Annotated in this window: 21 protein-coding genes; 6 read left to right on the forward strand and 15 right to left on the reverse strand. The window is 58.4% G+C overall.

Annotated features, from left to right (window positions below):
* Positions 1 to 2: 2 nt before the first annotated feature.
* The 8 genes from V2S86_RS08020 to V2S86_RS08055 form a co-directional block, all read right to left on the reverse strand.
* Positions 3 to 1,271 (reverse strand): HlyD family secretion protein, encoded by a 1,269-nt coding sequence (locus V2S86_RS08020; protein ID WP_330761974.1) that lies wholly within the window; start codon positions 1,269 to 1,271, stop codon positions 3 to 5.
* A 38-nt stretch (positions 1,272 to 1,309) separates the two neighbouring features.
* Positions 1,310 to 1,552: a hypothetical protein gene (locus V2S86_RS08025; RefSeq protein ID WP_330761975.1), complete on the reverse strand. Its 243-nt coding sequence runs from the start codon at positions 1,550 to 1,552 to the stop codon at positions 1,310 to 1,312.
* A gap of 66 nt (positions 1,553 to 1,618) precedes the next feature.
* A complete protein-coding gene (locus V2S86_RS08030; RefSeq protein WP_330761976.1) occupies positions 1,619 to 1,993 on the reverse strand; it encodes a hypothetical protein in 375 nt (124 codons plus the stop codon).
* A 389-nt stretch (positions 1,994 to 2,382) separates the two neighbouring features.
* On the reverse strand, positions 2,383 to 3,243 hold the full coding sequence (uilS, locus tag V2S86_RS08035; protein WP_330761977.1) for a UilS family quorum-quenching N-acyl-homoserine lactonase: 861 nt from the start codon (positions 3,241 to 3,243) through the stop codon (positions 2,383 to 2,385).
* A gap of 100 nt (positions 3,244 to 3,343) precedes the next feature.
* Positions 3,344 to 6,919, reverse strand: a complete 3,576-nt coding sequence (locus tag V2S86_RS08040) for a molybdopterin cofactor-binding domain-containing protein (RefSeq protein ID WP_330761978.1) — start codon at positions 6,917 to 6,919, stop codon at positions 3,344 to 3,346.
* On the reverse strand, positions 6,912 to 7,451 hold the full coding sequence (locus tag V2S86_RS08045; RefSeq protein ID WP_330761979.1) for a (2Fe-2S)-binding protein: 540 nt from the start codon (positions 7,449 to 7,451) through the stop codon (positions 6,912 to 6,914). The genes V2S86_RS08040 and V2S86_RS08045 overlap by 8 nt, the downstream gene beginning before the upstream one ends.
* A gap of 215 nt (positions 7,452 to 7,666) precedes the next feature.
* The gene (locus tag V2S86_RS08050; RefSeq protein ID WP_330761980.1) at positions 7,667 to 8,140 is read right to left on the reverse strand and encodes a MarR family winged helix-turn-helix transcriptional regulator; all 474 of its coding nucleotides are present in this window, start codon (positions 8,138 to 8,140) and stop codon (positions 7,667 to 7,669) included.
* 67 nt (positions 8,141 to 8,207) lie between these two features.
* On the reverse strand, positions 8,208 to 9,266 hold the full coding sequence (locus V2S86_RS08055; RefSeq protein WP_330761981.1) for a 2,5-dihydroxypyridine 5,6-dioxygenase: 1,059 nt from the start codon (positions 9,264 to 9,266) through the stop codon (positions 8,208 to 8,210).
* Positions 9,267 to 9,596: 330 nt separating this feature from the next.
* Between V2S86_RS08055 and V2S86_RS08060 the strand changes: the two genes are divergently transcribed.
* The 5 genes from V2S86_RS08060 to V2S86_RS08080 all read left to right on the forward strand — a co-directional run bounded on the left by V2S86_RS08060 (position 9,597) and on the right by V2S86_RS08080 (position 14,385).
* Complete coding sequence (locus tag V2S86_RS08060) at positions 9,597 to 10,748, forward strand: FAD-dependent monooxygenase (RefSeq protein WP_330761982.1); 1,152 nt, start codon at positions 9,597 to 9,599, stop codon at positions 10,746 to 10,748.
* On the forward strand, positions 10,745 to 11,539 hold the full coding sequence (locus V2S86_RS08065; RefSeq protein WP_330761983.1) for an alpha/beta hydrolase: 795 nt from the start codon (positions 10,745 to 10,747) through the stop codon (positions 11,537 to 11,539). The genes V2S86_RS08060 and V2S86_RS08065 overlap by 4 nt, the downstream gene beginning before the upstream one ends.
* 16 nt (positions 11,540 to 11,555) lie before the next feature.
* Positions 11,556 to 12,308, forward strand: a complete 753-nt coding sequence (locus tag V2S86_RS08070) for a maleate cis-trans isomerase family protein (protein WP_442996133.1) — start codon at positions 11,556 to 11,558, stop codon at positions 12,306 to 12,308.
* A gap of 9 nt (positions 12,309 to 12,317) precedes the next feature.
* On the forward strand, positions 12,318 to 12,959 hold the full coding sequence (locus V2S86_RS08075; RefSeq protein ID WP_330761984.1) for an N-carbamoylsarcosine amidohydrolase: 642 nt from the start codon (positions 12,318 to 12,320) through the stop codon (positions 12,957 to 12,959).
* A 118-nt stretch (positions 12,960 to 13,077) separates the two neighbouring features.
* Positions 13,078 to 14,385: an MFS transporter gene (locus tag V2S86_RS08080; protein WP_330761985.1), complete on the forward strand. Its 1,308-nt coding sequence runs from the start codon at positions 13,078 to 13,080 to the stop codon at positions 14,383 to 14,385.
* A gap of 30 nt (positions 14,386 to 14,415) precedes the next feature.
* Here V2S86_RS08080 and V2S86_RS08085 read toward each other — a convergent pair whose 3' ends face one another.
* The 7 genes from V2S86_RS08085 to guaD all read right to left on the reverse strand — a co-directional run bounded on the left by V2S86_RS08085 (position 14,416) and on the right by guaD (position 24,697).
* Positions 14,416 to 15,621, reverse strand: coding sequence for a serine hydrolase domain-containing protein (locus V2S86_RS08085; protein ID WP_330761986.1), 1,206 nt, complete (start codon positions 15,619 to 15,621; stop codon positions 14,416 to 14,418).
* Between the two features lie 199 nt (positions 15,622 to 15,820).
* On the reverse strand, positions 15,821 to 18,022 hold the full coding sequence (dcp, locus tag V2S86_RS08090) for a peptidyl-dipeptidase Dcp (RefSeq protein WP_330761987.1): 2,202 nt from the start codon (positions 18,020 to 18,022) through the stop codon (positions 15,821 to 15,823).
* A gap of 169 nt (positions 18,023 to 18,191) precedes the next feature.
* Positions 18,192 to 18,569, reverse strand: coding sequence for a c-type cytochrome (locus V2S86_RS08095; RefSeq protein WP_330761988.1), 378 nt, complete (start codon positions 18,567 to 18,569; stop codon positions 18,192 to 18,194).
* A 211-nt stretch (positions 18,570 to 18,780) separates the two neighbouring features.
* On the reverse strand, positions 18,781 to 19,560 hold the full coding sequence (xdhC, locus tag V2S86_RS08100; RefSeq protein WP_330761989.1) for a xanthine dehydrogenase accessory protein XdhC: 780 nt from the start codon (positions 19,558 to 19,560) through the stop codon (positions 18,781 to 18,783).
* On the reverse strand, positions 19,544 to 21,946 hold the full coding sequence (gene xdhB / locus V2S86_RS08105) for a xanthine dehydrogenase molybdopterin binding subunit (RefSeq protein ID WP_330761990.1): 2,403 nt from the start codon (positions 21,944 to 21,946) through the stop codon (positions 19,544 to 19,546). Before xdhB ends, xdhC begins: the two co-directional genes overlap by 17 nt.
* The gene (xdhA, locus tag V2S86_RS08110; RefSeq protein ID WP_330761991.1) at positions 21,939 to 23,369 is read right to left on the reverse strand and encodes a xanthine dehydrogenase small subunit; all 1,431 of its coding nucleotides are present in this window, start codon (positions 23,367 to 23,369) and stop codon (positions 21,939 to 21,941) included. Before xdhA ends, xdhB begins: the two co-directional genes overlap by 8 nt.
* A complete protein-coding gene (guaD, locus tag V2S86_RS08115; protein WP_330761992.1) occupies positions 23,366 to 24,697 on the reverse strand; it encodes a guanine deaminase in 1,332 nt (443 codons plus the stop codon). Before guaD ends, xdhA begins: the two co-directional genes overlap by 4 nt.
* 653 nt (positions 24,698 to 25,350) lie before the next feature.
* Here guaD and V2S86_RS08120 point away from each other — a divergent pair.
* Positions 25,351 to 26,781, forward strand: coding sequence for a fibronectin type III domain-containing protein (locus V2S86_RS08120; RefSeq protein WP_330761993.1), 1,431 nt, complete (start codon positions 25,351 to 25,353; stop codon positions 26,779 to 26,781).
* The last annotated feature ends 5 nt before the right edge of the window (positions 26,782 to 26,786 follow it).

Consider the following 26,786-nt stretch of genomic DNA (forward strand, 5'->3'; position numbering starts at 1 on the left):
GCTTACATCCTCCCTTGCAGGCTCCATAACGGCTCCAGCAGCCATTCGTACAGGCGGCGGCTATCCAGCTCAATGTCCGCGGACACCGCCATGCCGACGCGCAGCGGTTCCTGCCTGCCATAAGCCGTAATGGTGGTTTTATCCAGCGCCACGATCACGCGGTAATGCCCTTCGTTTTCCTTCCAGACCAGCGGATTTTGCAACAGCGCGTCGTTGGCGCTGAGGCTGGCATGCGTGATGGTGCGGGTAGAGCCGTACTGCACGCCAAACTTTTCATAGGGGAACGAGGCAAAACGCAGGCCGACGCGCTGGCTGGGTTTGATAAAGCCCACCGCCTTGCTCGGGGCAAAAAGTTCTACCTGCAGCTGCGCCCCGTCCGCCACCATCATCAATAAAGGATCGTTGGGTTTCACCGTTTGCCCGGCGCGGGCCAGCACCACGGCGATATACCCGTCTACCGGCGCAGTCAGCGTATTGTCGCGCTGGGCGCCGAGCTCTATTTTTTGCTGATCGATGCCCTGCAACTGGCGTTCAAGCTCGGCGTCCCGCCCCTGCTGCTGTTGCTGGAGGGTTTGCAGTTCCGAGTCAGCCGCCGCCAGTTCGCGTTTTAACCGCAACTGCGCCTGCCGTTGGCTTTCGACTTTTTCACGCGCCGCCGACAGTTCCATTTGCTTTTGCTGGAATTCGATTTCGGACACATAGCCTTTGGCTATCAGCTTGCGGTAACGCGCCATCACCGAATGCGAGAACGCCGCCTGCTGTTGTACCAGCGTCAACGCCGAACCCAGGCTGGTCAGTTCGTCATCCAACTGCGCGATACGCTGCCGCACGCCGGTTTGCCGCAGGGCGCTGGTCGCCCGCTCTTGTTCGCGCTGGTGTTCCAGCATGCGGTATTGCTGATCCAGTGACGCGGCCACCGACGCCAGCGCGCCAACGCCCTGCCCGTTGAAATGTTCGCCGCTGAGCCGATAAAGCGGCTGGCCGGCTTTAACCGCCGCCCCTTCGGCCACCAGACGCTCCGTCACTTGCCCGGCGTTGCGGGCAACCACTTTGATCAGGCCGCTGGAGGGCATTACCACACCTTCCAGCCGCGCTTTGCGGGTATATTCGCCCAGTATCAGGAAGAGCAGGATAGCCAGCACCAGCGCACCGCTGGCCCAGGCATAGGCGGTTAAACTGAGGCTGGGCGGAATAATGACTTCGCCCTCGGCCTTTGTCGCCTGCGCGGCGAAATAGCCCTCTCGATAAAGCGGGGGCGGACGTCCTGTCATGGGAATTACACCTTAGCACCGGTGTCACCGGCGAGGAGTTATTTGGCCTGGCCGCCGCTTTTCCATGTGCGGACAAACCAGCGGACGGCAATATATATGGCTTTCATTATGACCAATAGGCCAATCGGCAAGGAGAAAATAAGCATCCCCATAGCCAGGCCAAAAGGAATATTAATGCTGAACAGGCCACCATATTCGCTTAATCCCACCGCCTTCAAAACATTATAGGATAATGTGATAACAATAATCACACTAATAAAAGCCACCAGGTTTTTTTTCATCAAAACCGCCTGCTCAATATTCGCTGACGGCTGCACCGGGTGCAGCCGCATAATGGGATTATTCAGTTACCAGTTGCAAGTTCCGCCATTATAACCGCCCGATCCTTTATTGGACGCATTCTGTGAACCGTTGCCGCTGCCGCCATTGCCAAAGCAAGACCCCAGCGACGCGATTGACCCGCCGACGACATTGCCGGCAACGGCTCTGGCACCCTTGGCGATAAGCCCACCCACAGTGCCCCCTGCAATGGCCAGACCCAGGGCTTTGGCACACTCTGCCGTCATGCCCTGGGCCGACGGACCACTGACAAAACCGTTGGCCTGGCCACCGTAGTTGGTGGAAGCCCCACGGCCATCGTTATTTCTTCTGGTGCGCGTATCTACGCTGCTTTCACCACCGCCGGCGAGCATATTGACTTCATCCTTGGTCAAAATCTGCATGATATTCACTCCTGTTATTTATTAATATTGTATTTGATAATGAGTATGATTTTAAAAAGCACCCTAGATATAACCATCCGAACAATTATTGTCAACCGGATGCGTTATTTAAAAAATAAAATAAAAAATAAATTACAATAACGACTTAATTAAATAACTAACGAGAGTCGTTATTTAATGAAAGCATGATTTTTAATATGCATTGAGTTTTGCACCCTTATATTTCAGGCCCAATCGCGCTGACCTAATAAACAAACCGCTACCGCATGGTTCGCCATCGGCACGGCTTGGGTTCTGGAAGAGAGGGGAAAGGAGCGACAGCACGCTGCAATGGCTTTCTTTATGCAGCGGCTGGTCGCTTTCTCACTGACGGAAAAATGCTGGCAGCGTTACAAACGCGCGTTGAACCAGGCGATCTGGTGGGCGATGATGCTGTCAAAGTGCGGGCCGGCGTACATGTCATAGTGCTTCGCGCCCGGTTCGACATGCAGTGCCTTCTGTGTGGAGGCCACCGCGTCGTACAGCGCAATGCCCTGCTCCGGCGGGTTAACGGTATCGGCACCGGCAACCACCACCAACACCGGACAATCTACCTGCGCTGCGTTGTCTTGCGGTTTGTACTGCAGGGTTTCGCGCACGGTCAGGAAAGGAATTTTGATGTCCATCGCCGGGTACAGAACCTTGTTATGCTCAAAGAAGGCTTTCGACTCCTCGTCATTCAGCACCCGGGTAATGGCAACCAACATCTCTTTGCCGCTGGCCTGCTTTTTTTCCGCCATTTTGCTTAACGTATCGATAAACGCCTGCTTCTCATCCGCAGACATTTTCCCCGTCACGATCTCTTCCCCGTCGGCGAAAGCCAACTGACTGACAACGCATTTGATATCCGGGTTGTTGGCGGCCGCGCCCAATACGTGGCAACCGCCAAAAGAGGTGCCCCACAGGCCAATGCGCGAGCTGTCGGCTTCAGGCAATGCCTTCACCCACTGGGTCACCGCCAGGATATCCTCGATCTGCATCGCCGGAACCAGGCGGCCGCGTTCACCCTCGCTTGCGCCAAAACCGCGGTAATCAAAGGTCACCGCCACATAGCCGGCATTGGCAAAAGCCTCGGCAAAAGCGGGCAGCAGAATCTCCTGAATGCCGCAGAAGCCATGGCACAGAATAATGACCGGAGCCTTGGCGCTCCCGTCAGGTAAACGGACTGTCAATGCGATGCCGCCATCCGTTTTGTGCGTACTTAACTTCATATTAACTCCCTGTTTTTCATGCTTAAGACAAAAGGCAGAGTACCTCACCCACCCCAGTAGACAAAACAAGAAATAACATTGAGTAACAATTTAAGATTGATTAATGGTTTCCTGGATTGGCGCGCAGCCTGGCCACCTGAGCCTCCACTTCTCGCCATGCCGGTTTTTGGCCGGCATAGCGTTGACGCAGGTAATTCACCAGATCCGCTACCTGCCGATCGGAGAAGCTGTCCTTGAAGCCCGGCATAAAGCCCAGATCGGCGGTGGCCGGTTTGGCAATGCCTTGCAGGATCACTTTGATCAGGTTATCCGGCCGATCGCTGAAAATATTGGTGTTATTGGCCAAATCAGGGCTGACGCCAAACAGCTGCGGCCCACCGCTGGCAGCGCTGTGGCAGGCCTGGCAAGCGCCCTGGAACAGACGTTCGCCGGCCAGTTGCGCCTGCGCGGGTTGCAGACTTCCGGCCAGCTGTACCTGCGGTTCCAGGTTTAACGTTGTCGGGGTGCTCAGGGAGATAAGATAGCCGGCCATTGCCCGCACGTCCGATTCCGGCAACGTAGCCAGTTCGCTGACCACCGGCCCCATCGGCCCGGCCGCCACGCCGTGTTCGGCGGAATGACCGCTGCGCAGATACCGGAACAGCTGTTCTTCGCTCCAGGGTTTGTCCGCATTGGCCAGTTGGTTCAACGCCGGCGCTTCCCAGCCGTCCACCATCGCCCCCGCCAGGAAACCGGCACCGCCCTTTTCCGCCCCCATCAGGTTACGCGGCGAATGGCAGGCGGCGCAGTGGCCCAACCCGTTGACCAGATAAGACCCGCGATTCCACTGCGCAGTTTGCGTGGGGTCTGGCCGGTACTCGCCCTGGCGCAGAAACAGCGCATTCCAGCCTGCCATCAGCGGGCGCAGATTGAACGGAAAACGCATCTGGTTGGCCGGGTTGCTCTGCGCGACCGCAGGCTGCGACATCATGTAGGCATACAGCGCTTGCATATCGCCGTCGGTCATTTTGCTGAACGACGTATAAGGAAACGCCGGATACAGATGGTGGCCGTCGCGGCTGATGCCCTGGCGCATCGCCCGATCGAACGCGGTAAAGGACCAGCTGCCGATGCCGGTTGCCACGTCCGGGGTGATATTGGTGCTGTACAGGGTGCCGAACGGGGTTTCCATCGCCAGACCACCGGCGTTGGTCGCCCCCTCCGAGGCGGTATGGCAGACCGCGCAATCCCCGACGGCGGCCAGCTGACGCCCGCGTTCCAGCGTCGCGGCAGACCAGGTACCTGCGCCCGGCGTGGCAACCGGTGCAATCGCCGTACGCCACGGCAGTGCCGTAGCCGCGACGCCCAACAGGGCACCGACAATACCGGCCGCGCCGCCGAACCACCATTTGCTGCGCCGGGGTTTGGCTACCGGCGCAGGCTCCTGCCGGGTACTCTCCGGGCCGTTCAACGCTTCACGCAACCGATCGGCGGTGATCGGCAATTCGCGAAAGCGAATGCCGGTGGCGTCGAACACCGCGTTGGCGATAGCCGCCGCGCTGGGTACCGACGCGGACTCACCGGCGCCCAGCGGCGGATCGTACGGCCTCGGCATCATCACCACATCGACCTCCGGCACCTCCGGGAAGGTCAATATCGGGTAAGCGCCCCATTCCTTGCTGGAAATCGTCGATTCTTCGAAGGTGACGCGCTCTTTCAATACCCGGCTGGTCGACTGGATGACGTTGCCGTGGATTTGATGGCGCACCCCGTCCGGGTTGACCATCATGCCGGCGTCGTGCCCCACCACAATGCGCGTGACCGCCACTTCGCCGCTGGCCTTGTCGATTGCCACATCGGCGACCCAGGCCGCCCAGGCGGCACCAAAACCGGGAAACTTGCTGTGTATATAACGTGCATAAGCGAAACCGCGCCCGCGCAGCACGCCGTCTTCCGCCGGTGTCTGCATAGGTTCGGTATGCGGCGTCCAGCCGGCGCGTTCGGCGGTGCTGCGCATCAGTTCGATGGCGCGTTCATCGTTGAGGTAACGCAGCCGGTACTCCAGCGGATCGACGCCGGCGGCATTAGCCAGTTCGTCGATATAAGACTCGTGCGCGAAGGTATTCGGCAACGCCGACACGCCGCGCATCCAGGAGGCGCGCACGATTGGCGCCATATCCTCAACGCTGACGCGCAGCGCCGGGTAGTCATAAGGCGGCACCGAGGTGCGGTCGCCCATTTCGTAAGCCACCGGCACGGGTTCAACCCTGCCGGTCAGCAGCAGCGCCAGCGTCGGCGCGCCATTTGAGGGGTAATAGGTGCGAAAATCATAGGCGACGGGATGGCCTGCGGCGTCCAGCCCGCCATCGACCTCCATCAGTTGTGCGGTGCCCTTCGGTTCCCACAGGTGTTCCTGCTCGCGCGTCAGTTGCACCCGCACCGGGCGGCCCACCGCCCGCGACAGCAACGCCGCATCGGCGCACACGTCGTCGGCGCAGTTGCGGCCATAGCAGCCGGCGGCCTCCATGCGGATAATGTCAATCTGCGCTTCCGGATATTCCAGCAGCCAGGCGAGGTCGGCGCGCAGCAGGTGCGGATTTTGTGTTCCGGACCAGACCCGCAGTTGCTGCGGCTGGTAGTCCGCCAACGCGCAAGAGGGGCCGATAGAAGCATGTAGCTGGTACGGCCACAGATAGCTGCGGGTGATACGCCGATCGGCGGACGCCAGCGCCGCCTCGACGTTGCCGGTGTCATGCACCACCCGCGTCGAATGCGGATTATCGCGCAGCGCCTGCGCCACGTCGGTCATCTGCGGCAGGTTGCGTCGCCAATCCTTCCAGCTCACCTGCAGCGTCTGCGCCGCCTTGATCGCCTGTTCCTCGCGCTCGGCGACGATGCCGATAAAGTCCCCGATCACCACCAGCTTGACGATGCCGGGAATCCCGGCGATCGACTGCTCATCCACCGCCAGCAGGCTGGTGCCGACGAACTCACCGCTGTCGTAACCGGCGTACGGCGGCCGGACCACCCGGCCATGCAGCATATTCGGCAGGCGCATGTCGTGCACATAGGTCGTTTCGCCGGTCGCCTTGGCCGGAATATCGACCCGCGCAGTGGCGGTGCCCACCAGCCGGTATTCTGCCTGCGGTTTGAGCGGCGCGTCGCCGGAAATCGGCAACTCGACATGCACACCCGCCACCAGTTCGCCGTAGGTCAACGTCTGCCCTTGCGGGCCGACAATAGCGCCGTCGCGCAACGTCAGTTGATCTACCGCGCTGTTAAAACGCTGCGCCGCCTGTTGCAGCAGCCAACGGCGCGCCTCGGCGGCAGCATTGCGCAGCGGCACGGCGGAAATCTGCAGCGTGGCGCTGGCGATGGTCGCCCCCTGGTTTGGCGTGCTTTCGGTGTCACCCAGCACCATGCAGACCTGCTCCATCCGCAGATACAGTTCTTCGGCGACGATCTGCCCCAGCGCGGTGCGCACACCGGTGCCGAGATCGACATGGCCGTTAAAGGCGTAGACCTCACCGCTGTCGCAAATGGCGATAAACAGCCCCCGCTCTTTGGGCTTCAGGATAGGCGTTTGGCCTTTCGGTACCAGGCCCGGCGGCGGCTGGATCTGATCGATAACCAGTAGCGTGCCGTTACGTTGCAGCAATTCGGCTTGGCTCGGCAATGAGAAACGGGCGTCAGTCATGCGGGGTTTCCTCACTGCGGCAGAGAATAATGGCGCGCTGAACCGCACGCAGGATTTCGATGTGGGTGCCGCAACGGCACAGATTGCCGGACAGCGCCCGGCGGATTTCGTCGTCGCTCGGCGAAGGGTTGCGATCCAGCAGGGCTTTGGTTGTCATGATCATGCCGTTGAGGCAATAACCGCACTGCGCGGCCTGCTCTTCAATAAAGGCGCGCTGCACCGGGTGCAGATGGTCGCGATCCCCCAGCCCTTCCAGCGTGGTGATCGCCCTATCGGTCACGCCCAGCGCCGGGATCACGCAGGAGCGTGCGGCAATGCCGTCGATCAGCACGGTGCAGGCGCCGCATTCGCCGAGGCCGCAGCCGTATTTCGGGCCGTTTAGCGCCAGATCGTTACGCAGCACCAACAGCAGCGGCGTGTCCGCCATGACCTGGGTATGAAAGTTTTTTCCGTTCACCGACAGCATCAGCGGATGCTCCGTCAGCGTTTTTACCGCCCCCTCCCTGGACGTCGGCACTTCAGATATCGCCATTGTCGCGTCTCCGCCTGCGTTCCGGTTATACCCGTCATCTTTCAAGCCGCAGCGTTGTTACCTGCGCTTGCGCACCCCAGTCACTTACCGGAGTAAGCTCCTGGGGATGAGCAAGCTGGGCGCCTGGCTGCAACTTGAAAGCTATAGGGTATGTATTGTGGGCCGAGACCTCGCCGCAGGCCACCCACCGGACAACCGCAGTTGCGGGTGGCGAATCAGCCTGGCGGCTGGTCTTCCAGCATTTTATTGAGCAGGAACATCAAGGCTACACGTTCGGCCGGATTGAGCGTACCGAAGGTTAATTCCGTGATCTTCTCCGCATGCGGTACCGTTGCTGCCAGCAGTCCGACGCCGGTATCGGTCAACCCGACCACCACTTTGCGCCGGTCTATCGGATCCGGCATGACGGTGATCAACTCACGCGCCTTGAGGCGTTCGACGATGCCGCGAATGGTGGCCTGATCGACCGCCGTCACCTGCACCAGTTCGGTCAGTGAGCTAGGCCCCATGTCGCGTACCGCGCACAGAGTAATAAACTGCACGGCGGTCAGTTGCGAATCCCCGACGTTCTGCTGGAATATCGCCACGTGGCGTTGATAAACCTTGCGCAGCAGGTGCCCGACTTGTTCGGTAAAATGGTAGTTTTCGGCTTGGCCGTCATCGGCGGCCGGGTATTCGGGGGGCGTCATTGCGTTACTCTCACCATCTATGGAAACTACCGAGAATAGTACAAACCCCTGCGGTTAACAGCAACGGTTAACCCTGGCGCACCCGCGACGCCGCCGGCGCTACCACTTCCCCTTCAGCCACCACCGTCTGGCCATCCAGGCTGATGTCGCAGCGACGCAGCGCAATATCCATGTGGCACGGCGTTTTTCGCGTCCCGCCGACTTCGGTATTCGGGCCGGTGGAGAACAGGAAGTTGCCGTAAAATGCGCGTGCATCCATACACATACCGTCGTTTTTATCGTGCAGGCCCATTGCCGTCCACTGGGCGCGCGGTTGCAGGCCCCAACCGATATGCGAGATGCCGTACACTTCCGGATCCTTGAAATACTTCATGTATTCACGCAAGTATTCCGCTTCGAAGCCGCCGTGAATACCTGTCACAAAACCTTGCTCAATCTCCAGCGTAATGCGTTCACGGGCATAGCTCTTGAACGGCAGCAGAATATCGCCGACGTCCAGCACCAGCACCCCTTCCGCTTGCTCTTCATTCGGCCAGGTGAACAGAAAACCGCTCGGCCAGTGATCCCAACGTCCCGGTTCGTCGGCATAACCGTATTCGGTCACCGTCGGGTATTGCCCCAAGGGTGCGCGGAAATCGCTGCCGACGGCGGATGTCACCCGCATCAGCTTCGCCTGCTCCAGCACCGCAGCCGCCGCCAACACTCGCGCCTTGTCTTCCGGGTTAGGCAACATCCGTGCCAATACCTCCGGCGGCTCGACCGCCAAAAGTATGCGCGTGCCGGTTTTCAATATTTGCTCCTGCTCCGGCGAGTGCAGCAACATCATAGTGTCGACGATCAAATCGGCGGCTTCCAGCGCACGCTGCGCGGCAGGGTTGCCGGTCAGCGCCGTGTCACCGCAGTAAGCGGTCATGTCATTGCCCATCGCCCGCGGATGGTTGAACGAGGGGAGCTCCACCGCATAAACCTTGGCCCCCAACCGCAGCGCGGCATCGGTGGCGGCGCGCACCGTACGCGCATCGGAATAATGGCTTTTCAGGATGGCTACGCTCTGCGAAGCATCCACTTTCGACAGCGTAAGCACCTGCTCGAACAGTTGAACCAGCTGACTCTCATTGACCGCCATGGTGTATCTCCTGTTTCGCTAGTGAATCACCGACGCACTCGGCACCGGTGAATGTATTTTGCACAAATTAAAGTGAACACGCTCTTTTAATCATCTAAGCCCAAAATTCAATGAGAAGCAAGTCGCTAACGCCACCCATAAGTAAATCCTATTTTATGCCCGTAACAGGCTGTGATTAACATGAGTTTACCAGCAAGTTGCACCCCATTAGCGTGAGCAAGATCTAAATTAACACTTGTGCAACTTTGCGATATTAAGTGTATACACTATAAATTATTCGTCCGGCCTTGCTGCGGACAACGCCTAAAAAGACCAACAGTCAGGGGAAAAATGATGAGCAAACAACAACGCATTGCCGTGGTCGGCGCAGGACTGGGTGGCGCCGCCGCCGCAGGTCTGCTGCAAAAAGCCGGCTTTACCGTCGATTTGTATGAGCAAAGCCCGGTGTTTTCACGCCTCGGTGCCGGTATCCATATGGGACCGAACGTACTGAAGATTTTCCGCCGCCTCGGCATCGAACAGCCGCTGGAGCAAATGGCTTCGCACCCGGATTTCTGGTTCAGCCGCGATGCCGAAAGCGGCGATTATCTGTCACGCATTGAATTGGGGGCATTTGCCCGCAAAGAGTACGGCGCGGCATACGTTACCGTGCATCGTGGCGATTTACAGGCGTTGCAGATGGCCGCTCTGCAACCGGGCAGCGTGCACTTTGGCAAATGCCTGAGCAAGATTGAAGATCGCGGCGACGAAGTGGCGTTGAATTTCGCCGACGGCACCAGCGCCACCGCCGATATCGTGATTGGCGCCGACGGCATCAATTCACGCATTCGCGAACACCTGTTGGGCGTCGAAGCGCCAACTTACAGCGGCTGGGTGGCCCACCGCGCGTTGATCCGCGGCGAGAAACTGGCCAAATACAATTTGAGCTTCGAAGACTGCGTGAAGTGGTGGTCGGCGGATCGCCACCTGATGGTCTATTACACCACGCAAAAACGCGACGAATACTATTACGTCAGCGGCGTACCCCACCCGGCATGGGATTTCCAGGGTAGCTTCATCGACAGCAGCCGCGAAGAAATGTACGAAACCTTCGCCGGTTATCACCCGATCGTACAAGCGCTGATCGAGTCCAGCGAGCAGGTCACCAAATGGCCGCTGCTGAACCGCAAACCGCTGCCGCTGTGGAGCGAAGGCCGCATGGTGTTGCTCGGCGACGCCTGCCACCCCATGAAACCGCATATGGCGCAGGGGGCGGCGATGGCGATCGAAGATGCCGCCATGCTGGCGCGCTGCCTGCAGGAAACCGGCCTGACCGACTACCGTACCGCCTTCCAACTGTATGAAGCCAACCGCAAAGAGCGCGCCTCTCGCGTGCAGGCGGTGTCCAACGCCAATACTTTCCTGCGCACTCAGGAAGATCCGGCCTGGGTGTACGGCTATGACCTGTATGCGCAGGCGCTGAAATCGGAGAACGCCGCATGAGCCGCTTCCTGTATGGCGCCAACGTGCAGGCCAACGGCATCCGCCAGCACTATCTGCGTTACGGCGGCCAGGGCCCGGCGCTGATCCTGATCCCCGGCATCACCAGCCCGGCGATCACCTGGGGGTTCGTCGCCGAACGGCTGGGAGAAAAATACGACACCTACGTGCTGGACGTGCGCGGGCGCGGTCTGTCTTCCAGCGGCCCGGAGTTGGCCTATGACGCCGAAACCTGCGCGCAGGACGTCAACGCTTTCGCCGCCGCGCTGAAACTGGACAGCTATTCGCTGATCGGCCACTCCATGGGCGCGCGTTTTGCCCTGCGCGCTGCGGTGCTGCAACCGGCCGGCGTGCGCCGGTTAGTGCTGGTCGATCCGCCGGTTTCCGGCCCCGGCCGCCGTGACTATCCCGGGAAATGGCCTTGGTACGTCGATTCCATCCGCCAGTCGCTATCGGGGATGGATGCCGAACAGATGCGCGCTTACTGCCCGACCTGGAGCGAGGAACAGCGGCAGTTGCGCGCCGAATGGCTGCACACCTGCTATGAACCGGCCATTCAACGTGCCTATGAAGATTTCCATCAGGTTGACAGCCACCGCGACTATCCCGCCCTGAGCATGCCGACGCTGCTGATGGTCGCCGGCAAAGGCGGCGTGATCCTGCCGGAAGATCGCGAGGAAATCCGCGCGCTGCAGCCGGAAATCGCCATTGTCGAGGTCGAGAACGCCGGGCATATGATCCCGTGGGACGACGTTGAGGGTTTCTTCCGCGCCCTGGGCGATTTTCTGGATTAACTGAGGAGCATTTTTCATGACCAAAAATTACCGTATCGGCCAGATCGTACCCAGTTCCAACACCACGATGGAAACCGAAATTCCGGCGATGTTGACCGCGCGCCAATTGATCCGCCCGGAGCGTTTTACCTTTCATTCCAGCCGCATGCGCATGAAACATGTGAGCAAGGCAGAGCTGGCGGCGATGGACGCCGAGTCAGACCGCTGTGCGCTCGAGCTTTCCGACGCGCAGGTCGATGTGCTCGGCTATGCCTGCCTGGTGGCGATCATGTCGATGGGGCTGGGCTATCATCGCGAGTCCCAGGCCCGGCTGGCAAAGGTTACGCAAGACAACAACGCCGCCGCACCGGTGATCAGCAGCGCCGGCGCGCTGGTCAGTGGCCTGAAAGTGCTCGGTGCCAAACGCATCGCGCTGGTGGCGCCTTATATGAAACCGCTGACCCAAATGGTGGTGGACTACATCGAACACGAGGGCATTGAGGTTAAGGTGTGGCGGGCGCTGGAGATCCCGGACAACCTGGCGGTGGGCCGCCACGATCCGACCAAACTGCCGGGAATTGTCGCCGAGATGGATCTGAGCGACGTAGACACCATAGTGCTGTCCGCCTGCGTGCAAATGCCGTCTTTACCTGCGGTCTCCACCGTTGAAGCGCAAACCGGCAAACCGGTGCTGACCGCCGCCATCGCCACCACCTACGCCATGCTGACCGCGCTGGAGCTGGAGCCGATCGTTCCCGGCGCCGGTGCCCTGCTGTCCGGCGCCTATTAAGGAGGAAGAATGGCATCCGCAGCCGATAACTCTCTCATCGATAACTACAGCGGCGTCTGGGGCAACCGTATCGGCTTCGGCCATCGCCCGGCGCTGCTGGTGATCGACTTTATGCAGGCTTACACCACCGAGGGCGCACCGCTGTTCGCCCCCGGCGTGGTCAGCGCGGTCGACGAAAGCATGGCGCTGCTGGCAACGGCAAGGCAGGTAGGAATACCGGTGATCCACACCAATATCCGCTATCATGCGGGGCATTTCGCCGATGGCGGTATCTGGGTGAAAAAAGCGCCGGTGATGAAAGACATGGTCGAAGGTAACCCGTTGGCGGCGTTCTGCCCCCAGGTTACGCCGTTAGCGGCCGAGGTGGTGTTGACCAAACAATACGCCAGCGCCTTTTTCGGCACGTCGCTTGCGCCGATGTTGGTGGCGCTCGGCATTGATACTCTGCTGATGGCCGGGTGTTCCACCAGCGGTTGTATTCGCGCCAGCGCGGTGGACGCCGTGCAACACGGATTTCGCACTATCGTGGTGCGTGAATGCGTGGGCGATCGCCACGCCGGCCCGCACGAAGCCAACCTGTTCGACATCGACAGCAAATATGGCGACGTAGTGACTAAAAGGGAGACCCTCGATTATTTGAACCGGCTGTAACCCAGAGTTTCACCTGCACGGAGAGCAGAACAATAAAGAAGGCGCGGAAAGCGCCTCAAAAGCAAACACACAACGCTCCTCCTCCGGAGGCCACCATGCACCACCTGGAGATATCATCATGGCCATTGTTGAAACCCCGTTAGCGGGGAAAGCGGGAACAGAATCGCTGCTGTACCGCAAAATCACCTGGAAGCTGATCCCGTTTCTCTGCCTGTGTTATCTGGCCGCTTACCTTGACCGCATCAACGTCGGGCTGGCCAAGCTGCAGATGGCCGATCAACTGCAACTGAGCGAAGCCGCCTTTGGGCTGGGTGCCGGGTTGTTTTTTGTCGGTTATATCCTGTTTGAAGTGCCGAGCAACCTGATCCTGCAGCGCGTCGGCGCCAAAGTGTGGATTGCCCGCATCATGATCACCTGGGGCCTGCTTTCCGCCGGTACCATGTTCGTCACCACCCCGAATCAGTTTTACGCCATCCGTTTTTTGCTGGGCGTGGCGGAAGCCGGCTTCCTGCCCGGCGTGCTCTATTACCTGACGCTATGGTTCCCCACCTATCGGCGTGGCCGCATCATTGCACTGTTCATGATCGGCTTGCCGCTGTCGAGCGTGCTCGGCGGCCCGATCTCCGGCTGGATCATGGGGCATTTCGATATGCGCCACGGGCTGCATGGCTGGCAATGGCTGTTCCTGCTGGAAGGGATACCCAGTGTGTTGCTGGGCGTGCTCACCTTCTGGGTGCTGCCCAATAATTATCGACAGGCAAAATGGTTAACCGAGGAAGAGAAAAAACGCATTGAGCAGGATCTGGCGCATGACGATGCAGAAGCCGGCCACAGCAAGCACAGTTTCCGCGACGGTTTCTTTAACCTCAAGGTGTGGATGTTGGGCGGCATCGATTTCTCGATCCTGCTCAGCGCCTATGCGATGGGGTTCTGGATGCCGACCTTTATCAAAACTGCCGGAGTCACCGACATTACCACCATCGGTCTGTTGACCGCGCTGCCTAGCGTCGCCGCTCTGCTGGGCATGCTGCTGATTGGCACCAGTTCCGACCGCATGCGTGAGCGGCGCTGGCACATTATAGTGCCGTTTATCGTCGGCGCGATGGCGATGGCCGGCAGCACCTTCTTCACCCATAACGTGATCGCCACTGTGCTGTTGTTCTCCATCGCCCAGGCGGCGATCATCGGCGCGGTGCCGGTGTTCTTCAGCCTGCCGGCCACTTTTTTGCGCGGTACGGCGGCGGCAACCGGCTTTGCGCTGGCCTGTTCGCTGGCGAATATCGCCGGGCTGGTGAGTAACTCGCTGATGGGGTTGGCGCTGGATCTGACCGGCAAAAGCGGCGGTGCGCTGTGGGCCTTTGCCGGTTGTCTGCTGCTCAGTTCGCTGCTGGTGATCGCGCTGCCGGCCAAGGTGGTTAACCGCTGAAGAGGTTGGGCTCCGTGCGCGGAGCCCGGCTTATTGGCAGGTAAAATGCCTGTCCGCAGCTTCTCCCATGCGCTGCAACAAGCGGTGGCCGATATTATTGGTCCAGTTAAAGCTGTTTTGCAGCACCACCACCGCCGTCTTATGGCGCAAATCCAGGCCGATATAGCTGGAGTAGCCGCCGATAAATCCCACCTGATAGGTAATCTGCTGGGCACCGACGTCATCCACCACCCAGGCGATGGCCGCCGCCTCTTTGCTGCGCGCAAAACGTACCGTCAGCGAGTCTTTCAGCGCCTTGTCCAACGCCGCCGACCCGGTAGGCTCAACATGCGCCCGCGCATAACGCAGTAAATCGTCGGCATCGGTATAGAGCCCGGCGGCACCGATCATATAGGAAGAAAAATGCCAGTCAGGTACCTGCTGCCCACGGCGGATAAACTTGGGCTGATCGCCGGCATGACCAATGGCGCGCTGCGGGTAGCCGGGCAACTGCTGCGCATCGTAGCGGGTGTGGGTCAACCCCAACGGCTGGAGGATGTTTTCGGTGGTCAGGCGATCCACCGTTTTGCCGGTGCGCCTCTGCAAGATGTAATCGAGCAGCGCATAACCCAGGTTGGAATAGCGCGGCTCTTCCACCGTTGGCGCATCGAAATGCGCCAGATAATCGAGAAATTTTGGCGTATCCAGCGAACGATAGAAATTATCGCCGGTAAACAGGTAACGCGCGAAGGCGCCGAGCATCTCCGGCGTCATCATCTGTCGCGGCAGGCCCGAAGTATGGGTCACCAATTGCAACAAGGTGATTTTTGCCGCATCCGGGCTGAGCGGCGTGCCTGCCGGCAGCAGAGTCGCCAGCATATCCTTCCAATGCAACACGCCTTTGTTGACCAGCACCACCGTCACCTCGGCAATAAACCCTTTGCTGACCGATCCCACGGCAAACAGCGTGTTGCCGTTCATCGGATAGCCCTGCCGCGTATCGGTTACGCCGTAGCCAAAGGTATGCGCTTGCCCGTTCGGAGTAAGGATCCCCACTACCAGTCCCGGCGTTTGATGGCCGTCGATCATCGGCCGCGCCAGGCTGTCGACTTCAGCCTGCAGATCGCCGCTGCATGCCAAACGCCGGCTTTCCAGCGGCGAAGCATCGGTCGGCATGCGCGACAGCGAACCACAGGCGGAGATCAGCAAAGGGATGCCAAGGGCGACACAGCGTTTGAGGGGAATTTTTATCTTCATTGCTCACAGGTCAACATTAACCGGCGCATGATAAACCATTGCATCGGCAATGCCTCAACTTTCTGCCGGCGTTTTACCGGGCCGCTCAGCAATAATTACCGGACGGTACCGCGCCCCCCCTCAGCACCAACAAGCTGCCAATATAAAACAGGGGCACAATCTCTTGCGCCCCTGTTCGCCGTACAAACATCACAATATTTTATTCGTCTTTCAGCCCGCGGTTAATCAGCATCGGTTCGATGCTGGGCTCTTTGCCGCGCCAATCGACGTACAGTTTTTCCAGATCCTGGCTGTTACCGCGCGACAGCACCATGTCGCGGAAGCGCTGGCCGTTCTCCGCCGTCAGGCCGCCGTGCTCGGTGAACCACTGGAAGGCGTCATCCGCCAGCATTTCGGTCCACAGATAGGCATAGTAACCGGCGGCATAGCCGTTGCCCCAGATATGCTTGAAGTAGCTGGAGCGATAACGCGGCGGCACGTAGCTGAGATCGATTTTATCCTTCAGCAGCGATTCGGCTTCGAACTTGTCCACATCCTGCTGCGGCTGATCCGCGCTCAGCATGTGCCAGTGCATGTCCAGCAGTGCGGCAGACAGCAGCTCGGTCATGTCATAACCTTTGTTGAATTTGTCGGCTTTTTTGATTTTGTCGACCAGTTCCTGCGGCATGGCTTCGCCGGTTTTGTAGTGTTTGGCGAAGTGCGCAAAGACTTTGGGATCGCTGGCCCAGTGTTCGTTGAACTGAGAGGGGAACTCGACAAAGTCGCGCGCGGTATTGGTGCCGGACAGGCTTGGGTACTCCTGATCGGCAAACATGCCGTGCAGCGCATGACCAAACTCGTGGAACATAGTGATCACGTCATCATACGACAGCAGCGCAGGCTGGCCCGGTGCCGGTTTGGTGAAGTTGGCGACGTTGTAGATCACCGGTTTGGTGCCTTTCAGCTTCGACTGTTCGACAAAGTTGCTCATCCAGGCGCCTCCGCCCTTGTTGTCACGCTTAAAGAAGTCGGTATAGAACAGCGCCAGCGATTTGCCGTCTTTATCGAACACTTCATACACGCGCACGTCCGGCTGGTAGACAGGAATGTCCTTGCGCTCTTTAAAGCTGATGCCATACAACAGCTTGGCGGCATAGAACACGCCGTTGTTCAGCACGTTATCCAGTTCGAAGTAAGGTTTGATCTGCGACTCATCCAGATCGTATTTCGCCTTGCGGACCTGCTCGGCGTAGAACTGCCAGTCCCAGGCTTCAACCTTGAAATCGCCTTTCTGCTGATCGATTACCGCCTGGATGTCTTTGGCTTCGCGTTCGGCGCGCGCGGTGGCCGCCGGAACGATATTGCGCATAAAGCTCAGCGCCGCATCCGGGGTTTTGGCCATCTGATTTTGCAGTTTCCAGGCGGCATAGTTCGGGAAGCCCAGCAATTTGGCCTGCTCGGCGCGCACCTTGGCCAGGCGCGCGATGGTCTGGCGGGTGTCGTTGCCGTCGCCCTTTTCCGCCCGGTTCCACGAAGCGTCAAACAGTGCCTTGCGAGTATCTCTGTTTTTCAGGCTCTGCAACTCCGGCTGCTGGGTGGTGTTTTGCAACACCAGCAGCCACTGTTTGTCCAGCTTGCGCTCGCCGGCAGCCTGAGCCGCCGCAGCCAGTTCGCTTTCCGACAGGCCGTCCAGCTTGCCTTTGTCGGCGATCGCCAGCGCGCCGTCTTTGGTCGCCGCCAGCAGTTTGTTGGAGAACTGGGTGCTCAGCGTCGCCGCTTCCTGATTCAGTGCCTTCAGCCTGGTTTTATCGGCATCGGACAGGTTGGCCCCCGCCAGTTCGAAGTTCTTGTAAGTCACTTCCACCAGGCGGCGCGATTCCGCATCCAGCTTCAGCGCATCGCGCTGCTGATAAATTGCCTTGATGCGCGCAAACAGCTTGCTGTTAAGCATGATGGCGTCATCCAGCGCCGCCAGTTTCGGCGAACTTTCCTCATCCAGCTTTTGCAGCGCGTCGCTGGTATTGGCCGAGGTCATGGCGCCAAACACGTTCATCACCCGCGTCAGCAGCGCGCCGGCCTGCTCCAGCGCCACAAAGGTATTTTTAAAATCAGGCTTGGCCGGGTTATTGGCGATCTTTTCCACCTCCTCCCGCTTTTGCTTGATGCCAGCGTCGATCGCCGGGGCGTAGTCGCTTTCTTTGATCAGATTGAACGGCGGTGCCTGGAACGGCAGACGGCTCTGATAGAAGAACGGGTTCTCGTTCTTTTTGTTCTCGTGCTGGTTGGCTTCACCGGTCACGTTAGCCTCCTTAGCCTGGCCGCTTGGCAACGCGCTATGGCTCGCGTGCGGGTTGGTTTCTGCTGCCTGTGCCTGCGAGCCCAGCGCCATGCCGATCGCCAGCACCAATGTAGATAAACGCATCAAATCGAAACTCCTCCATGTTCACAGAATAAAGTGCACGGGGAACCCAGTCCCCAGGCTATATCCTAGCTTAGGCGCAGTTGGCAGTTTGAGCAAAAACAAGTGATTAGAATGGGGTGTCCCGTTGCAGGACACCGCCTTGCCGACGGCAGTCTGGGCTCCATCGGCTTTATCGACGCTTTGAAATCACACTACTCATGTATTGATTCAAATCGCGCAGATCCTGAATCCGCCAAGAGAACGGCGGTAGCTTTACCCCATTCTCTCGCAAAGTTTTTGGAATCAAGTCCCCATTTGGACGAAGTACTATCGACGATACAATCACACCCGGATAATCATTGAGCCGTGCTTTGAACGCGGGAGTGGTCAGATCAGGCGTAGGCGGATTGCTTCTATCAGCCAATGGCCCCGTGCCTTTGAGATCTGTTCCGTGGCACAGAGTACATCTCTGTAAGTAGATGTTTTTCCCATTGATATTATCCGCGAAGGAGAGTGATGCCTGAGTTAACGATAAAACGCCCAGCGAAGCGATGAACAATGCTTTCATTTCCATATGGCCTTGTTGTAAAAATCAGGTCTGAATCGAGGGTAAAACCCGGCGGTGCCACTGCAACACTCAATTCTCACGATAACATTTGAACCGAGATAAACGGGTTCTGATTAATAATATGCATAACCCGTTTTTTCAAGGCCGTAAACCCACCTTCCCGTTATTAACAGAAGCCAATCTGCTGCTACAGAAAGAACCGAAAGGGGTTTTATACACCCCGTTCCCCCCTCCCGTAACAAGCAATAATCTCCCCGGCCACCGCTACCGCGATCTCCGCAGGCAGTTTGCCTTTGACGTCGGGCAGCCCCAGCGGGCAGCGCATGGCGGCCACCGCCTTTTCGCTGATGCCACGCTGGCCAAGCTTGTATTCGAAGCGTTTACGCTTGGTCAGTGAACCAATCAGGCCGAAATAACCGGCATCGCCACGGCGCAAAATACGCTCCGCCAGCGCCAGATCCAGCGCGTGATCGTGGGTCATCACGATGAAATAACTGCCTGGCGGCATGGCATCGACGATCTCCAGTGGCTCATCGCAAATCTCTTGCTGTACTCCCGGCGGCATCGCCACAGGGAACTCCGCCGCACGGCCATCTACCCAACGCACCCGACAGGGTAAGGTGGCGAGAATGTTCACCAGCGCACGGCCCACGTGCCCGGCGCCAAACAGCGCGATTTGCGGGCGCGGCGGGATCAAGGGCTCGAACAACAGGCTGGTGGTTCCACCGCAACACTGGCCCAGCCGCGCCGCCAGCGGGAAACGCTCCAGCCGCAGGGTCGCCTCGCCCTGTTGCAACATCTCACGCGCAATCGCCAGCGCCTGAAACTCCAGGTGGCCGCCGCCGATGGTATTGACCGCCCGCTCGGTGGTCACCAGCATTTTGGTGCCGCGGTTGCGCGGCGTAGAACCCAGTTCGTCCACCAACGTCACCAGCACGCAGGGCTCGCCGCGCCTGCGCAGTTCCGCCAGTACCTCAATCCATTCGTCCATCGCCGTTCCCCCGCGTCAACTCAGTGACAATGTCACTGGACAGCATCTGCTGCACGCCCCACAGTACCCGTTCCGGCGTGGCCGGTGCATCGATGTTGGGCTGCAGGCGGTAATCCGCCAGGCTGGCGACCGCGTCCTTGATCGCGCACCAAACCGAGATCCCCAGCATAAACGGCGGCTCGCCCACCGCTTTGGAATGAAACACCGTGTCTTCCGGGTTTTTGCGATTTTCCAGCAGCGTAACGCGCAGATCGGCGGGCACATCGCCAATCGCCGGAATTTTGTAGCTGGCCGGGCCGTTGGTCAGCAGCTTGCCCTGTTCATCCCACACCAGTTCTTCGCTGGTCAGCCAACCCATGCCCTGCACAAAGCCACCCTCTACCTGGCCGATGTCGATAGCCGGGTTCAGCGAGTCGCCCACGTCGTGCAGAATATCGGCGCGCAGCAGTTTGTACTCGCCGGTCAGGGTGTCGATCAGCACCTCCGAGCAGGCCGCGCCGTAGGCAAAGTAATAGAACGGGTGGCCGCTGGCCTTGTCGCGATCGTAGAAAATTTTCGGCGTGCGGTAATAGCCGGTGCTGGCGAGCGAAACCTGATTGAAATAGGCCTGCTCAACCACCTGCTCGAAGCTGAAATAACGTTCGCCCACTCTGACCTGGCCGTTGCTGAAGGCAATTTGCTCGGCGCTGACCTGGTGCTGTTTGGCAAGCATGTCGATCAGCCGCCGTTTAATGATTAACGCCGCATTCTCCGCCGCCTTGCCGTTCAAATCGGTACCGGATGAGGCTGCCGTCGGTGACGTGTTCGGTACCTTGCCGGTATCGGTGGCGGTGATCTGAATGCGTTCAATCTCCACCTGGAACACTTCGGCGACGATCTGCGCCACCTTGGTGTTCAACCCCTGGCCCATCTCGGTGCCGCCGTGGTTGAGCTGAATACTGCCGTCGGTGTAAACCAGCACCAGCGCGCCGGCCTGGTTGAGGAAGCTGGCGGTAAAGGAGATGCCGAACTTCACCGGCGTCAACGCCAGCCCTTTCTTCAAAATCGGGTTCTCGGCGTTGAAACGGCGGATAGCCTCGCGCCGTGCCTGATAATCCGCGCTGTGTTCCAGTTCAGCGGTCATTTCCTGCAGCAGGTTCTGCTCCACCGGCTGGTGGTAATGGGTGATGTTGCGTTGGTCCTTGCCGTAATAATTGGTCTTGCGCACCGCCAGCGGATCGAGCGCCAGATAGCGCGCAATATGGTCCATGATCTGCTCAATCGCCATCATGCCCTGCGGCCCGCCAAAGCCGCGATAAGCGGTATTGGACGCGATATGGGTTTTACAGCGGTGACCGGTAATCAACACATCTTGCAGGAAATAGGCGTTATCGGCGTGGAACATGGCGCGATCAACGATAGATCCGGAGAGATCGAGCGAATAGCCGCAGTTACCGGCCAGGTCGATCTTGATTCCGTTCAGCAGCCCGCCGTCGTCAAAACCAACGTCATAGTGAATATAAAACGGGTGGCGCTTGCCGGTGATCAGCATATCGTCGCGGCGGTTGAGGCGCATTTTGGCCGGCCGCCCGGTCAGGTGCGCCACCACCGCACACAGGCACGCCGGGCCGGCAGCCTGGGTTTCCTTGCCGCCGAAACCGCCGCCCATGCGGCGCATGTCGAGGGTGACCTTGTGCATAGGCAGATTGAGCACCGAAGCCACCAGTTTCTGGATTTCGGTCGGGTTCTGGGTGGAGGAATACACCAGCATGCCGCCGTCCTCGGCGGGCATCACTGAGGCAATCTGGGTCTCCAGATAAAAATGCTCCTGGCCGCCGATGTGCAACTCGCCCTGAATGCGGTGCAAAGCCCGCGCCAACGCGCCGTCGGCATCGCCGCGCCGATGATGGTGCGCCTCCTGCACCACGAAGCCTTCGCGCAGCGATTGCGTCACGTCCAACTGCGCCGGCAGATCCTGATACTCCACCTTCACCGCCTGCGCCGCTCGCCAGGCGATCTCCGGGTCTTCTGCCGCCACCACCGCGATCACCTGCCCAACGTACTCGACCCTCTCCTTCGCCAGCAGCGGATCGCCGTGAGTCAGGGGCGCAATATCCAGCTCGCCCGGCACGTCCTGCCAGGTGATCACCCGCACCACGCCGGGGAAGGCGTAACAGGCCGACAAATCCAGCTTGACGATGTGCGCATGCGCCCGCTCGCTCAGCTTCGCCGCCAAATGCAACTGGTTTGGGAACTCCAGCCGATCGTCAATGTATTGCGCCTCCCCGCTGACGTGTTTGTCGGCGCTTTCATGTTTGCGGCTACGGCCTACTCCACTGGTTAACGGCTGGCGGAAACGTTCGGCCAGCTGTTCCTGCGTCTCTTCAATGCGCTTGTTATTACTCATGGGCCGTCACCTCGATCGCCAGCTGCGGCGCGGTCAGCGCAATGAAATAGCGGCGCAGCAGGTTTTGCGCCACCAGCAGGCGATAACCGCTGCTGGCGCGGAAATCGCTGAGCGGCGTAAAGTCCTGCGCCAACGCCTGCACCGCACGTTCAACGGTGGCGCGTCGCCAGGGCTGCCCCACCAATTGCCGTTCACATAACAAGGCGCGTTTTGGCGTCGCGGCCATGCCGCCAAACGCCAGCCGGGCACTGCGAATAATGCCCTGTTCGATCCTCAGGTTAAAAGCGCCGCACACCGCCGAAATATCGTCCTCCAGCCGTTTGGAGACTTTCCAGGCGCGGAAATCTGCCGGAGCTACGGCAGGCAGCGCAATGCTTTCGATAAATTCCCCCGGTTGCAGCGCGGTCTGGCGATATCCCAGGAAGAAATCGTTCAATGGCAACTCGCGCCGCACATCGCCGCAGCGCAGATTCAGCATCGCATCCAGCGCCAGCAGCATGGGTGCACCGTCGCCAATCGGCGAGGCATTGGCGATATTGCCCCCCAGGGTGCCCTGGTTGCGGATCTGCTGCGAGGCAAAACGCGCCAACAACTCGCCGAAGGCCGGGTGATATTTTTCCAACAGCGGATACAGGTCGCTCAGCACCGCACCGGCACCGATCGTCAAGCGTTCGTCCTGCCAACTGACTTGCTTCAACGCCTCAATCTGCCCAATGGCAATCATCAGCGGTAAATCCTGGTGGCGCTGGGTGACTTCCAATGCCAGATCGGTGCCGCCGGCCAACAGCCTGGCCTGCGGGTGTTGTTGGTACAACGCAGCCAGTTCGTCGATCGTTTGTGGCATCAGGCAGCGTTTGCCCGCCGCTGCCAGCGGAGTCGCTGCGCGAATGGCTTGCAGGCGCTGCAACGTTTGCTGTTGCCCACGATCGAAACTGTCCTCGCCCTTGATGCCGCAGGCCTGCTGCGCCGCCGCCAGAATCGGCCGGTAGCCGGTACAGCGGCACAGGTTGCCCGCCAGCGCCTGCTGCGCCTGTTCACGCTGATACTCCCCACCGTTTTTTTGCAGGCAGAACATCGACATCACAAACCCCGGCGTGCAAAAGCCGCACTGCGAGCCGTGGCAATCGACCATCGCCTGCTGCACGCTGTGCAACTGGCCATGGTGTTTCAAATCCTCCACCGTGATCAGCTGTTTGCCGTGCAGCGCGCTGACGAACGTCAGGCAGGCGTTAACGCTGCGGTAACGCAACTGCCCGTCTTCCGGCTCCGCCAACACCACGGTGCAGGCACCGCAGTCACCGGAGGCGCAACCTTCTTTGGTACCGCAGCGGCCAAGGTTACGGCGCAGATAATTCAGTACCGTGGTGTTGGGGTCGAGCGCGCTTTCACTTTTCAACGTTTGATTAAGCAAGAACTGGATCATGCTGCCTCCTGATGCGCGGCCATGCGGTAAACCACTTTGCCGTCAACATAGGTGCGATAAACGTTGCGATCGTCCCCCAGCGTCATCAGCAAGAACAGCTGATCAGCCAGTTCGCGGCTGTTTTCATGACGCAGCTTCTGCAGCGGCGATACCGCCGGATCCAACACCACAAAATCCGCCTCTTTACCGACGCTGAAGTTGCCGATTTTATCGTCCAGCGCCAACGCGCGCGCGCCGCCCAAGGTGGCGTGATAGAAGGCTTCGCAGGCGGAAAGTTTATAGCCCTGCAACTGGCCGACCTTGTAAGCCTCGCCCAGCGTTTGCAGCATATTGAAGGTGGTGCCTGCGCCGACATCGGTGCCGATACCCAACTTCACCTGCTTCTGCCAGGCTTTTTGCAGGTTGAACAGTCCGCTGCCGAGGAACAGGTTGGAGGTCGGGCAGAACGCGATCGCCGAGCCGGTCTGGCACAGGCAATCCCACTCTTGCTCTTCCAGGTGCAGACAGTGGGCGAATACGCTTTTCTCGCCGGTCAGACCGTACTGATGATACACATCCAGATAGCTGCGGCTCTCCGGGAACAGCGCTTTCACCCAGGCCACCTCATCCAGATTTTCGCTCAGGTGAGTATGCAGCCAGGCGTCCGGAAACTCCTTGCGCAGCCGCTGCACCTGCGCCAACAGCGCTGGGGTGCTGGTGGGCGCGAAACGCGGCGTTATCGCATAGCCCAGACGTTGTTTGCCGTGCCAGCGCGCGATCAGCTCTCGCGTTTGCCGGTAACTTTGCTCCGGGGTTTCCAGCAGTTCGTCCGGTGCATGGCGGTCCATCATCACCTTACCGGCGATCAGGCGCATGTTCAGCGCCGCCGCCTGGCTGAACAGTGCTTCAACCGATTGCGGATGTACCGTGCCAAACACCAACGCCGTCGTGGTGCCGTTACTTAGCAGCTGTTGCAGGAAGAACGCCGACATCTTGCCGGCGTGCCGTTCGCAGCAGAACTGGCTTTCGGTCGGGAAAGTGTAGTGCTTCAACCACGCCAGCAGTTGATCGCCATAGGCACCGATCATTTCGGTTTGCGGATAGTGAATATGGGTGTCGATAAACCCCGGCACGATCAGTTTGTCGCGGTAATGCTTAACCTCGAAGCCCGACGGCAACAGCGGCTCGCCCTGCTGCCAACTGCCGAACCAGACAATGGCGCCTTCGTTTAGCAACAGTAATCCGTCGGGAATATGCCGCAGTTGCTCATTCAACTGCTGCGGGCTTTCCACACAGGCAGCGATATCGAAAAAGTTGCCACGAATAGCCGTGGTGAATTGCATGCTCATTTTGCCTTTCCTTTTTACCGACCCGCGCACAACCTCCGGTTATGGGGTTTCAGCCGGAGGAGATAGCGCGGTCTTTTTATTGATCGCAGGTGTTGATTAAAGGATAGCAAAGGGTGTGCCACATGCCCGACGCCCTAAAAAACAAACAACGAAAACAAATAGTTAAAAAAAATAATTTTATTTTCAATTAAAAATAAATAACGAAAAACACAAGCAACCGTTTGCCTTTAGGTTAAAAAAAACGAATGCACCAACGCTGAGCGTTGATGCACGATATCCGGGCCAGATTATTTTTTTTGATGTTATTTACAACCTTTTCATTCCTTATTTAATCATTCATATAAAAACAGTTTATTAAGGTGATAATGTCATATTATAAACTCATAAATATTAAAAATATTTATAGAACAGCATTGATCTATATCAATATGTGAGCCATTATCGTATGGCTTTATATTATTCGGCGATATTATATAAAGGCTGTAAAAACACGAACCAATTAGAGAAAAATTGAAATAGTCATTACAAAAAACCACCGCAATTAACGGAGGTTGAAATACTTTATATCTTACTTCTATGAATATAGCACCATAGCTCGTGGTCAGTTTTATACTGAACCGCCATTCTGTACCCATACATAAGGAAAAGTATTTATGCTTAGCCCTGTTATTTTACGTCAATATAAAAACAAAACCCGAGATTCCGCGTCACTGATGCCCGATATGTCAGGAAAAAATATCCTGATGGGGTTCTGGCACAACTGGGCCCCCGAGCCGGGGCAAGGTTATCAGGGCGGCATGTTCGCCGAGATGGCGCTGACCGACATTCCAGTGGAATACAACGTGGTAGCCGTGGCCTTTATGAAAGGCAGCGGTATCCCAACGTTCAGACCCTATCGCTATTCAGATGCGGAATTCAGACAACAAATCAATACCTTGAATGCACAAGGCCGCGCAGTGCTCATCTCCCTTGGCGGCGCTGACGCCCATATTGAGCTCTACGCCGGCCAAGAAGAGATGCTGGCCTATGAACTGATCAGACTGGTGGAAACCTACGGCTTCGACGGGCTGGATATTGACCTTGAACAATCGGCCATCACCTTCGCAGACAACCGCACGGTTATCCCCGCCGCGTTGCGCATGGTTAAACAACATTACGCTCTGGAAGGTAAAAACTTCATTATCAGCATGGCGCCGGAATTCCCTTACCTGCGTGAATCCGGCAGTTATCTCGCCTATCTTAAAGCGCTCGAAGATATTTACGATTTTATTGCGCCGCAATATTACAACCAGGGCGGAGATGGCGTTTGGGTCGATGAGTTAAATAAACTGGTTAAACAAGACGACGACGCCATGAAAGAGGATTTTCTTTATTACCTCACCGACAGTCTCACTCACGGCACCCGTGGTTTTACCCGCATTCCGGCAGATAAATTCATTATCGGCCTGCCCGCTAATATTGATGGTGCAGCTAATGGTTATGTCATTAATCCGCAGGACGCCATTAATGCGCTTGAACGCCTGGAGAAAGCAGGCAATCCGATCCGTGGCCTGATGACCTGGTCAGTCAGTTGGGATGACGGCGTGAACAAGTCCGGGCAGCCCTATGATTGGGAATTCGTCACGCGTTACGGCTTTTTGACCGGTGGCGGCAGCGGCGAGAAACCTTCTGCACCCGCCAACCTTATTGCCTCGGCGCAAACCCAGGACAGCATTACCCTATCCTGGAGCGCGTCCACCGGCACCTATCCCATCGCCTACTACTCCGTCTTGCGCGATAACCAGAAAATTGCCCAGCCAACGGCGACCCGTTTCGTCGACAGCGGATTGACGGCGGGTACCCAGTATCGATACACCGTCAGTGCCACCGATACCGAAGGCAATAGCTCTTCAAACAGTGCGCCGCTGTTGGCCGGCACACTGCCCGGCGCTGCACCACAATGGCGCACAGAGCAATGGTATAACCGTGGCGATCGCGTCAGCTATGCCGGCAATACCTATTTGTGCATTCAGGAACATACCTCTAACCGATTCTGGATCCCTTCTCTGGCCGACATGCTTTGGCAGGTCGAAACGCGTCGATAATCTCG

This window comes from Serratia sp. C2(1), assembly GCF_036352655.1.
GTDB lineage: Bacteria > Pseudomonadota > Gammaproteobacteria > Enterobacterales > Enterobacteriaceae > Serratia > Serratia inhibens.